We start from the raw sequence: 9673 nt of genomic DNA, 5'->3' as shown, positions 1-9673 counted from the left end.
CTCCTCGGCGTCCGAGCCGCCCGCGTCGTGGTAGGGGGAGCCGTCGGCGACGATCGCGCGCAGCGCGGGAACTCGCGGGCGCAGCGGACGGCGAGCGCGGCGGCGCGCGTCGAGCGGACGGTCCGTGCCGGTGCGGGCCCGCGCGCCGAGCGGGTCGAGGCCGAGGTTCCCGGCGCGGGCGTCGGCGTCGCCGCGTTCGGTCACCAGCGCGAGGAACGCCGCCGCGGCCTCCTCGGCGTGCTCGCCCGCGTCCAGGTCGACGGCGGCGAGGCCGAGCAGGACGACCGCGCAGCGCGTCCGGCAGCGCGGCGACGGGCGGGCCCGGCCTCGCCGAGCCGCAGCCAGATCGAGGTGGCGCCGTTCTCCAGGTCGGCGAGGATCGCCTCCCGGGCGGCGGCCGGGTCGGGGTGCTCGTGCCGCTGCCGGACGTCCCAGCCGGCGAGGCCCTCGCCGTCGGGGCGCACCTCGCGGACGTACGGGGCGAGCCCCGGCCGTCCCGCCGGGGCGTCCTCGGCGGCGTACAGGGCGCCGATCGGCACGCCGTCGTACGACTCGCGGGTCAGCAGACCCTCGATCTCCGCGAGGGGAGTGTCGTCGGTCGCCGCGCCGCCGGACTTGCGCAGCGCCCCCTTCACCATCTCCCGCCACCGGTCCCGCTCGGCCGGGGGGAAGGCGGCTGCCAGTTCGAGTTCTTCAGGCGGCACCGTCATGCCCAGGATGGTAAGCGAGCGCATACCGGGTGTTCGCGGGCGGGGTCCCGCTGGCCGGGAGGACGGCGGCGGGCCCGTGCGCGGCCCGGATCGGGGGCCGATTAGGGGCCCGGCCACCGGGAAGGCAGCCCCACATGACCTTGGATTCGCTTCCCGGTGACCTCTATCACATGCAGGATCTGCTCGACGAGCGCGAGCAGGAGATCGTCGGGCGGGTGCGCGCCTTCCTGGCGGAGCGGGTCGCGCCGATCGCGAACGACTGCTGGTCGCGCGCGGAGTTCCCGTTCGACCTGATCCCGGGCTACGCCGAGCTGGGCGTGGCGGGTCTGCCCTACGAGGAGTGCCCGGGCGAGCGTCCGAGCAGCATGCTCACCGGGTTCCTGGCGATGGACATGGCCCGCGTCGACCCGTCCATGGCCACGTTCTTCGGCGTCCACTCGGGGCTGGCGATGGGCAGCATCGGCCGGTGCGGGTCGGCGGAGCAGCGCGAGCGGTGGCTGCCCGCGATGGGACGGATGGAGCAGATCGGGGCGTTCGCGCTGACCGAGCCGGAGGGCGGGTCCGACGTCGCGCTGGGCCTGCGCACGACGGCGCGGCGGGACGGGGACCACTGGGTGCTGAACGGCGCGAAGCGCTGGATCGGCAACGCCACGTTCGCGGACCTGACCGTCGTGTGGGCGCGCGACGAGGACGACGGGCAGGTCAAGGGGTTCGTGGTGGGCAAGGACACGCCGGGGTTCACCGCCACCCGCATCGAGAACAAGATCGCCCTGCGGACGGTGCAGAACGCCGACATCGTGCTCGAGAACTGCCGCGTCCCCGAGGCGGACCGGCTCGCCGAGGCCCGGACGTTCCGCGACACCGCCGCCGTGCTGCGCCGGACGCGCAGCGGAGTCGCGTGGCAGGCCGTCGGGGTGATGCTCGCCGCGTACGAGATCGCCCGCCGCTACGCGGTCGAGCGGGAGCAGTTCGGGCGGGTGATCGCCGAATTCCAGCTCGTCCAGGACCTGCTGGTGAAGATGCTGGGCAACGCCACGGCGTCGCTCGGCATGGTGGCGCGGCTCGCGCAGCTGCAGGACGCGGGCATGTACCGGGACGAGCATTCGGCGCTCGCCAAGGCGTACTGCACCACCCGGATGCGGGAGGCGGTCGGCTGGGCGCGCGAGCTGATGGCGGGCAACGGCATCGTGCTGGACTACGACATCGGACGGTTCGTCGCCGACGCCGAGGCGCTGTACTCCTACGAGGGCACCCGGGAGATCAACACGCTGATCGTCGGCCGCGCGGCGACCGGCCACGGCGCCTTCGTGTGAGCCGCGCGGGATCGCTGCGGGCACCCCGGAACCGCCCGCGCGGGCGGGCGTTGCTAGAGTTCGGCCCGTAGATCGAATCCCCACCGGAACCTGCTAGAGGGAAGACAACGCGCATGTCGAGCGGCAGCCACGCCGGGCGCCCGAAGTCCTGGGTCGCCGTCACCATCATCTTCATCGGATTCGCCATCGGCGGCGCGGGACTCGTCATGGGGCCGAGCTGGGTGGTCTTCGGCGTCGGCGCCGCGGTGATCGCCCTCGGCGGAGTGGCCGCCCTCGCCGTCGACATCATGAGCGACGTCGTCGTCGACGACCCCCGCGCGTAGCGGACGGGGCGCGCGATGTTCGGCCGCCCGCCGCTGGAGGAGCGGATCGCCGCCCGCCAGCGCGAACTCGGGCCGTTGAAGCAGGGCAAGTACTTTCCGCACGGCCCGGCGAAGATGCTGTTCATCGTCAGCCTGGCGATCGTGGTGATCACCCATCTGGCGGCCCTCGCGGTGCTGTGGGTCGACGCGGGTCCCTGACACGCCGAAAAGGCGCGTGCCAACCCCGGTTCTGTCACGTACGGTCGAAGTGATGTGCGGTCGCGGTGACACGCCTGTGAGGTGACAGGCCGCCTGCGGCGCGCGGGAGCCGAGGTGGTGGGATGGCGCCGCGTTTCGGAATCGAGGAAGAGTACTTCGTCGTCGATCCCGGTTCGCGGGAGGTCGTTCCCCGCGCCGCCGACGTGGTGCGGCGCGCCGCCGCGACGCTGGGCGAGCGGGTGTCCACCGAGCTGGTCGGGTTCCTCGCCGAGGCCAAGACCCCGCCCTGCGACGACCTCGTGAAGCTCGAAGAGCAGATCCGGTCGATGCGCGCGGCGATGGCGGACGCCGCCGCGGCCGAGGGGCTGCGGCTCGCCGCGACCGGCACGCCGGTGCTCGGCGACCTCGTCCCCGCGCCGATCAGCGAGGGCTCCCGCTACGCCGCGAGCGTGGCGACCTACCGCGGGCTGGACGACGAGCAGAGCATCTGCTCGTGCCATGTGCACGTGGAGATGCCCGACCGGGAGCGCGCGGTGCTCGTCGGCAACCATCTGCGCCCGTGGCTGCCGACGCTGCTGGCGCTGGCGGCCAACTCGCCGTTCTGGGCGGGCCGCGACACCGGGCACGCCTGCTGGCGGGTGCTGGCGTGGGCGCGCTGGCCGGTGGCCGGTCCCCCGCCGTACTTCGCGTCGCTGTCCCACTACGAGGAGATCGTCGCGGCGCTGCTGGAGTGCGGCGCCCTCATGGACACGGGGACGATCTTCTGGGACGTCCGGCCGTCGGCGCGGCTGCCGACCGTGGAGGTGCGGGTCGCCGACGTGGCGCTCACCGCCGCGGACGCGGCGCCCTCGCCGGGCTGATCCGGGCGCTGGTGGAGGTCGCCGCCGCCTCGGTGGACGCCGACGAGCCCGCGGCCGATCCGCCGCAGGAGATGCTGCGCGCCGCGTACTGGCTGGCCGCGCGGCACGGGACGGGCGGGCCGGGCGTGGACGTGCGAACCGGGCGTCCGGCCGCGTCGCCGACCTGGCCGCCGAGCTGCTCGCCCGCGCCCGGCCGGCGCTGCGCGACAGCGGCGACGCGGGGAGCGTCTCCCGCGGGATCCGGCGGCTGCTGGCGGGCGGGACGGGCGCCGAGCGGCAGCGCGCCGCGCACCGCAGGCGCGATCGGCTCACCGACGTCGTGGACGCCGCGCTACTGCCGGAACCGGCGGTCCCCGCACCACCGATCCGGTCGGCAACGTAGCGAAAATGATGCATTACGACCCGTTTTCGCACGTAGCCGCCGGGTAATCGATAGGTGAAGGACGTTCACGTATTCTGGGGGCACAGCATCGACGGGGGACACACCGCACCACGGCCCGGGCACGCGTACCCTCGGGCGGATGCAGGAGAAAGGGGCACCGGACGGGGCGGTGACACGATGAACCCCGAACGCATGACCTGGGCCGACGCGGACGTCGCGCGCACGGGCGCCGCGCGAGCGGGTACCGGACGGCCGCACGGCGGGTTCGTCCATCCCGCCCTGTTCTACGAGGGCGACGGCGAATACCTCGCGGGGACCGTCCCGTTCGTCCGGGAGGGCGTCGCGGCGGGCGAGCCCGTCGCCGTGGCGGTGCCCGCCGCGCGGCTGGCCCTGCTGCGGGACGCGCTGGACGTCGAGGCGGCGACGGTCACCTGGCTGGACATGACCGAGGCGGGCCGCAACCCGGGCCGCATCATCCCCGGCGTGCTGCGCGACTTCGCCGACCGGCACCCGTCCGGACGGGTCCGGATCATCGGCGAGCCGATCTGGCCGGGACGGTCGGCGACCGAGTACCCGGCCTGCGTGCAGCACGAGGCGCTGATCAACCTGGCGTTCGCGGGCCGCGGCGCGTCGATCCTGTGCCCGTACGACACGGCCGGGCTGGACGAGCGCGCGCTCGCCGACGCCCGCGTCACCCACCCGGTCCTGATCGACGCGGGTGGCGAGCGCGAGAGCGGCGACTACGCCCCGGACCGCATCGTCGACGACTACAACCGGCCGATGCCGCAGCCCGCGGAGTCGTACCGGATCGACTTCGATCTCGCCGCGCTGCCGCGCGTCCGGGAGTTCGCGTGGGCGTGGGCCGCCCGGCTCGGCCTCGGCCCCGACGCGGCGGGCGACATGGAACTGGCCGTCAACGAGCTGGCCGCGAACTCCTGCCTGCACGGCGGCGGGGCGGGCACTGCGCGGATCTGGGCCGAGGACGGCCGGGTCGTCTGCGAGGTGCGCGACGCCGGGACGATCACCGATCCGCTGGCCGGGCGGCTCCCGGTGGCGATGAGCCCGCACGGCGGCCGCGGGATCCTGCTGGTGAACCACCTCGCCGACCTCGTGCGGATGCACACCGGCCCCGAGGGCACGGCGATCCGCGTCTACATGCGCGCCTGACCGCGCGCCTGACGGCGGGGGTCCCGGCTCAGGGGGCGAGCACCCGCCCGATCCCGGCGAGCGATTCCGCGGACAGCGCCCGCAGCCCGTCGGTCGCGGCGTACTCGGCCAGCGTCGCCGCGATGAACAGCGCCAGCACCCGCGCCGCCCGTTCCCGGTCCGGCGGCACGGGGCCGTAGGCGTCCAGGAACGCGGCACGGTCGTCGCCCGCGAACGCCGCGTACGCCAGGGAAAGGTCGACGGACGGGTCGGCCAGGCAGACGTCGCCCCAGTCGATCACTCCCGCGGCCTCGTCGTCCGGCCCGAGCAGGACGTGCCGGGCGTGCAGGTCACCGTGCACGATCACCGGGTCACCGGCGGGCGGGGAGGCGCCGGCCGCGGCGGCGAGGAAGCCGCGGACGTCCGGGTCCGGCTCCCACAGGCCGCGTTCGGCGAGCCGGTCGAGGCGCTCGGCGGCCTTCGGGGCACGGTAGGCGGGATCGCCCCGCCGGATCGGATCCACGGGCAGCGCGGCGCCCGCGTCCCGGACGAGCGCGGGGTCGTGCAGGGCGCGCAGGAACCCCCCGACGGCGGCCGCGATCGCCGCGCCGGCGCCCGTCCGGGCGGCCGGACCTCGGCGAGCTCCCGCCCCGGGAGCAGCCGCGCGCCCCAGAACGGCCACGGGAACCCGCCGCCGGGCTCGCCCACGTAGCGCGGCACCGGGATCGGCAGCGGCAGGTGCGGGGCCAGCGCGGCGAGCGTCGCGATCTCTCGTTCGACCCCCGGCAGGGCGATCTTGCGCCGGGGGAACCGGAACGCCCATTCGCCGCCGACCCGGAACACCGTGTTGTCCCAGCCGGTGGCCAGCGGCTCGACCGGCGCGCCGCGCAGTTCCGGGAACCGCTCCCCCACCAGCTCCGCCGCCGCGTCCGCCGTGATCTCGTGCTCCGCCGCCCACTCCATGAGCCGACGTTAGCGCCCGGGCGACGCGGCGGCCTCCGGTTCCGCGCCGGTCGCGGTCTCCGGCACGTCCCGCGGCGGGGCGTCGCGGCGCCCGGTGAGCCAGACGGCGCCGACGACGAGGACGCACCCGGCGAGCTGGGAGAACGCGGGCCGTTCGCCGAGGACGGCCGCGCCGAGCAGCACGGCGAGCACCGGCTGGAGGAGCAGCAGCGCCCCGCCGACCTCGGCGCGCAGCCGCGGAGGCCGCGCCGATCAGCAGCCAGCCGCAGACCTGGCCGGTCAGCGCCAGCGCCGCCAGCCAGCCGAACGCGGCCCAGCCGGGCGTGAGGTCGACGCCGTGCCACGGGACGCCGACCACGACCGACGCCGCGCCCGCGCCGGCCGTCGCCAGCAGCACCTGCCGGACCGGATGCCGCCGTTCGCGCCCGCCCACGCGGGTCAGGAACAGGTATCCCCCGTAGGCGATCCCGGCGCCGACGCCGAACACCGCGCCGCGCACCGGGTCGGCGGCCTCCGGCCCGTGGTCGGCGAGACCGCCCGCGAGCGCCACGCCCGCGAGCATCGGACCGGAGGCCGCCGCGACGTCCGCGACGGGCGCTCGCGGAACACCGCCGCCGCCAGCAGCGGCACCACGACGACCTGCACGTTGACCAGGACGGTCGCGATACCGGCGCCGACGAGGCCGATCGACGCGCCCCACAGCACCAGATCGACGCCGAGCAGCACCCCGGCGAGGACGTCGAGGCCGCCGCCCGCGGCCCGGCCGCGGCGGCGCCGCTCCCGGAGGGCCAGTGCGAGCAGCACGGGCATCGCCAGCGCGCAGCGGAAGAACGCGCCGGTCCCGGAGGAGACGCCGGAGAGGCGGAACAGGATCGCGGAGACGGAGATGAACGCGGCACCGGCGATCGCGAGCAGACGCGGGTCGATCTTTCGCACGCGCTCCACGCTGCCGGACGGCATTCATTAGCACAAGCAATGATTTCTAAGCGTAAATCGGTAGGATCACTACGGTGACGATGAACATGGAGCGGCTTCGCGCCCTGCACGCCCTGTCCGTGCACGGGACGGTCGCGGCGGCCGCCGAGGCGTTGCACGTGACGCCGTCGGGGGTGTCGCAGCAGCTCGGCAAGCTGGAGAAGGAGACCGGGCACCGGCTGCTGGAGCCGCAGGGCCGCGGCGTCCGGCTGACCCGCGCCGGGCACGTCCTCGCCGGGCACGCCGCGCGGATGCTCGCGCTTCTGTCGGCCGCCCAAGCGGATCTGGACGGGCTGCGCGAGGACGCGGTCGGCCCCGTCCGGCTGGGCTCGGTCGTGACCGCGGCGCGCTCCGTCCTGCCGCCCGCGCTCACCGCCCTGCGGGAACGCTTCCCCGGCCTCTCCCCCACCCTGCGGCAGGGCGAGGCGCACGAGATCCTCTCCGCCCTGGTGCGCCGCGACCTCGACGTCGCGATCGTGGAGAGCTGGGACACGGCGCCGACCCCGATCCCCGCCGCGGTGTCGCACCTGCCGCTGTCGTCCGACGTCGTCGACCTGGCGCTGCCGGCCGGGCATCCGCTGGCGCGGCGGCGGTCGGTCGACCTGGCGGAACTGGACGGCATGCGCTGGGCGGCCTGGACGGCGGGCGGCACCTGCGAGCGCCAGCTCGTGCGGACCCTGCGCGAACACGGCGCGGACCCCGTCATCGCCTGCAACATCGCCGACTACCCCACCCAGCTCGCGTTCGTCGCGGCCGGCCTGGCGGCCGCGCTGATCCCCCGGCTCGGCCGCGACCCCGTCCCGGCCGGGGTGCGCGTGCTCGCCACCCGCCCGGTCGTCCGGCAGCGGATGCACGTGGCGTGGCGGACGGACGCCGACCCGCCCGCGGTGCGGGCGTGCGTCGAGGCGCTGCGGGCGTCGCGGACGGGCCGTCCGCGACTGAGCCCGGGTCAGGAGCGGCGCGGCCGGGCCACCCGGCCGCGCGGCTTGAAGATCGACAGCCCGGTGGCGGTCAGCAGCATGGCGAGCTGGGCGGCGACCACCGCGACCTCCCGCCATCTGCGCGCGGCGGACGGGAGGGCGCCGTCGGCCGCCGCCTCCGCCATGGCCTCGGGCTGCCCCAGCAGCGCGCCGAACACGATCGTGGTGATCAGCAGCAGCAGCTTCGCGAACACCCACCAGTGCCGCAGCACCCCCCACTTGCTGCCCAGCCCGAGCACGATGCCGCTGGCCAGCGCGATGAAGCTCAGCGGGATCCCGCCGCCGAACGCCAGCACGCTCATCAGCCGGTAGGCGGGTTCGACGAGCGCGTCATCACCGGTCAGCGTCGCGGTGAGGTTGAGCAGGACCAGGCCCCACACGGAGCCGACCAACGCCACGGACGCGACGACGTGCACCAGGACCAGCGTCTTGCGGACGCGCGGAGCGGGGCGCCACGCCCGTCTCGCGGGCTTCGTCATCGGGGCGGCTTCCTGAACCGGCATTTCGCGACTCCTCACTTCTCGAACGACCCTGCGATCGTGCGCGGCGGGCACGGCCGTCGTCGTCCGGTGCGCGGAGGCTTCGGCGGTCGGCCACGGGGAGCAGACCGCCGCCGCCGACCTGCGCCCCGTGCGGTAGCGGATGCCGAGAATTGACCGCGGCCCGAGGTGTGATCCGGTCCTGACGGGAATGAAGCCAGCGCCCGGACTCACCCGACCCTTGTGGGGAACGATGCGTTTTCTTGCTCGCGCGCACCAGATGCCCGTCCGCCTGATCGTGGGCGCGTTCATCGTGAACTCGGGGCTCTCGAAGCTGAAGGGCGACCAGGGGACGGCCGACTACATCCACGGAACGGCGAAGACGGCGTACCCCTTCCTGGAGTCGCAGGACCCGCAGAAGTTCACCCGGACGCTCGGGACGGCGGAGGTCGCGCTCGGCAGCGCGCTGATGGCACCGTTCGTCCCCACCGTGCTCGCGGGCGCCGGACTCACCGGGTTCGCGGGCGCGCTGACGGGCCTGTACCTGCGGCTCCCCGGGATGCGCGAGAAGGGAAGCATCCGCCCCACCCAGGAGGGCACCCCGCTCGTCAAGGACACATGGCTGGTCGGGATCGGGGCCACGCTCGTCCTGGAGGAGCTGAGCCGGACCAACGAGAAGTGCCGCCACCACCGCCGCCGCCGCTGACGCACCGGGCGCTACCGCACAGGATGTATGGCGAGATGCGCCATACGGCCGGGGCGGACGACGGCGGATCCAGACAAGAGGCCGCACCTCCGGTCAACTCGCTGTCATGACCGGAAGCGGCCAGCCCTTCGAGGTGTACCGCACCGAGACGCCCCTGCACCCAGGGCCGTCCACCCCCGTGCTTCCTGGGGCTGCGCACGCGCGCCGGTGACACGGCCGCTCAGGCGGCGAAACGCGCGTGGCCCGATGCGGTCACGCTCCTTCCGCTTTTCCGGTCGGACCGGCCGCCGCGCCCCGCGCGATCCGTCCCCGCCCTCTACCGTCGATGGCAGCCACCGCACTTGCTCCCCAGAGGAAGGCGACAGGTGATGCCAGGGACGGCCACGAGCGGAAGGGCGCCCGGCCCGGGGCCCGCGGACGAACGGGCGCCGACCGGCACGCGCGGCCACGGCCGCCGCGGCGGACGGCGTGGGGAACCCCGCCCGAACGCGCGCCGGATCCGGCGCCCGACCTGCGCCGGCCGGGCCTCGCACGGCGTCCAGGACCGCCTTCGCGGCGGCAAGGACAACTACGCCGCCGACCGCGACCCTCGCCGCCGGCTCCTGGCCGTGCTGCCGGGCGCGGCCGCGGCGGCGCGG

12 protein-coding genes and 3 pseudogenes are annotated in these 9673 nt (G+C 75.1%); 8 read left to right on the top strand and 7 right to left on the bottom strand.

What is annotated here, in order from left to right:
• Both BJF79_RS61235 and BJF79_RS22995 read right to left on the bottom strand, forming a co-directional pair.
• Positions 1-204, bottom strand: a pseudogene (locus BJF79_RS61235) (methylmalonyl-CoA mutase); the annotation flags it as partial.
• Complete coding sequence (locus BJF79_RS22995) at positions 201-710, bottom strand: methylmalonyl-CoA mutase family protein (RefSeq protein WP_262402444.1); 510 nt, start codon at positions 708-710, stop codon at positions 201-203. The gene BJF79_RS22995 and the pseudogene BJF79_RS61235, both read right to left, overlap by 4 nt.
• Positions 711-844: 134 nt before the next feature.
• On the opposite strand from BJF79_RS22995, the gene BJF79_RS22990 reads away from it, so the two are divergent.
• From BJF79_RS22990 to BJF79_RS22975, 4 genes are all read left to right on the top strand, one after another.
• Positions 845-2023: an acyl-CoA dehydrogenase family protein gene (locus BJF79_RS22990; protein ID WP_075900352.1), complete on the top strand. Its 1179-nt coding sequence runs from the start codon at positions 845-847 to the stop codon at positions 2021-2023.
• 113 nt (positions 2024-2136) lie between these two features.
• A complete protein-coding gene (locus tag BJF79_RS22985; RefSeq protein WP_075900350.1) occupies positions 2137-2346 on the top strand; it encodes an HGxxPAAW family protein in 210 nt (69 codons plus the stop codon).
• A gap of 15 nt (positions 2347-2361) precedes the next feature.
• Complete coding sequence (locus tag BJF79_RS22980; RefSeq protein WP_075900348.1) at positions 2362-2544, top strand: hypothetical protein; 183 nt, start codon at positions 2362-2364, stop codon at positions 2542-2544.
• 122 nt (positions 2545-2666) lie between these two features.
• Entirely contained in the window at positions 2667-3404 is a 738-nt protein-coding gene (locus BJF79_RS22975; protein ID WP_262402443.1) for a YbdK family carboxylate-amine ligase, read from the top strand.
• Here BJF79_RS22975 and BJF79_RS61230 read toward each other — a convergent pair.
• The gene (locus BJF79_RS61230) at positions 3370-3696 is read right to left on the bottom strand and encodes a hypothetical protein (RefSeq protein WP_262402442.1); all 327 of its coding nucleotides are present in this window, start codon (positions 3694-3696) and stop codon (positions 3370-3372) included. The genes BJF79_RS22975 and BJF79_RS61230 overlap by 35 nt on opposite strands.
• A gap of 267 nt (positions 3697-3963) precedes the next feature.
• On the opposite strand from BJF79_RS61230, the gene BJF79_RS22970 reads away from it, so the two are divergent.
• On the top strand, positions 3964-4953 hold the full coding sequence (locus tag BJF79_RS22970; RefSeq protein WP_262402441.1) for a sensor histidine kinase: 990 nt from the start codon (positions 3964-3966) through the stop codon (positions 4951-4953).
• A 28-nt stretch (positions 4954-4981) separates the two neighbouring features.
• Here BJF79_RS22970 and BJF79_RS61225 read toward each other — a convergent pair whose 3' ends face one another.
• From BJF79_RS61225 to BJF79_RS61210, 4 genes and pseudogenes are all read right to left on the bottom strand, one after another.
• Positions 4982-5614 carry a phosphotransferase gene (locus BJF79_RS61225; protein WP_075900346.1) on the bottom strand — a complete coding sequence of 211 codons (633 nt, stop codon included), beginning with the start codon at positions 5612-5614 and terminating at the stop codon, positions 4982-4984.
• A gap of 2 nt (positions 5615-5616) precedes the next feature.
• Positions 5617-5895: pseudogene (locus BJF79_RS61220) on the bottom strand (phosphotransferase); the annotation flags it as partial.
• 9 nt (positions 5896-5904) lie between these two features.
• On the bottom strand, positions 5905-6129 hold the full coding sequence (locus tag BJF79_RS61215; RefSeq protein WP_410050123.1) for an EamA family transporter: 225 nt from the start codon (positions 6127-6129) through the stop codon (positions 5905-5907).
• A gap of 204 nt (positions 6130-6333) precedes the next feature.
• Positions 6334-6831 carry an EamA family transporter gene (locus BJF79_RS61210; RefSeq protein ID WP_262402439.1) on the bottom strand — a complete coding sequence of 166 codons (498 nt, stop codon included), beginning with the start codon at positions 6829-6831 and terminating at the stop codon, positions 6334-6336.
• Positions 6832-6911: 80 nt separating this feature from the next.
• On the opposite strand from BJF79_RS61210, the gene BJF79_RS22950 reads away from it, so the two are divergent.
• The 3 genes and pseudogenes from BJF79_RS22950 to BJF79_RS55720 form a co-directional block, all read left to right on the top strand.
• Positions 6912-8162, top strand: a complete 1251-nt coding sequence (locus tag BJF79_RS22950; RefSeq protein ID WP_083733702.1) for a LysR family transcriptional regulator — start codon at positions 6912-6914, stop codon at positions 8160-8162.
• 420 nt (positions 8163-8582) lie between these two features.
• A complete protein-coding gene (locus BJF79_RS22940; RefSeq protein ID WP_075900340.1) occupies positions 8583-9035 on the top strand; it encodes a DoxX family membrane protein in 453 nt (150 codons plus the stop codon).
• 368 nt (positions 9036-9403) lie between these two features.
• A pseudogene (locus BJF79_RS55720) lies at positions 9404-9673 on the top strand (hypothetical protein); the annotation flags it as partial.

The organism is Actinomadura sp. CNU-125, assembly GCF_001942465.1.
In the GTDB taxonomy this organism is placed as follows: domain Bacteria; phylum Actinomycetota; class Actinomycetes; order Streptosporangiales; family Streptosporangiaceae; genus Spirillospora.
The sequence above is the reverse complement of the archived record's forward strand: the minus strand, read 5'-3'. Positions and strand labels throughout refer to the sequence as shown.

Bases quoted from the DNA above. Each gene is read 5' to 3' on its own strand.
- BJF79_RS22995 (WP_262402444.1), bottom strand. From the start codon at position 710: ATGACGGTGCCGCCTGAAGAACTCGAACTGGCAGCCGCCTTCCCCCCG.
- BJF79_RS22975 (WP_262402443.1), top strand. From the start codon at position 2,667: ATGGCGCCGCGTTTCGGAATCGAGGAAGAGTACTTCGTCGTCGATCCC.
- BJF79_RS22950 (WP_083733702.1), top strand. From the start codon at position 6,912: ATGAACATGGAGCGGCTTCGCGCCCTGCACGCCCTGTCCGTGCACGGG.
- BJF79_RS22980 (WP_075900348.1), top strand. From the start codon at position 2,362: ATGTTCGGCCGCCCGCCGCTGGAGGAGCGGATCGCCGCCCGCCAGCGC.
- BJF79_RS22970 (WP_262402441.1), top strand. From the start codon at position 3,964: ATGAACCCCGAACGCATGACCTGGGCCGACGCGGACGTCGCGCGCACG.
- BJF79_RS22985 (WP_075900350.1), top strand. From the start codon at position 2,137: ATGTCGAGCGGCAGCCACGCCGGGCGCCCGAAGTCCTGGGTCGCCGTC.
- BJF79_RS22940 (WP_075900340.1), top strand. From the start codon at position 8,583: ATGCGTTTTCTTGCTCGCGCGCACCAGATGCCCGTCCGCCTGATCGTG.
- BJF79_RS22990 (WP_075900352.1), top strand. From the start codon at position 845: ATGACCTTGGATTCGCTTCCCGGTGACCTCTATCACATGCAGGATCTG.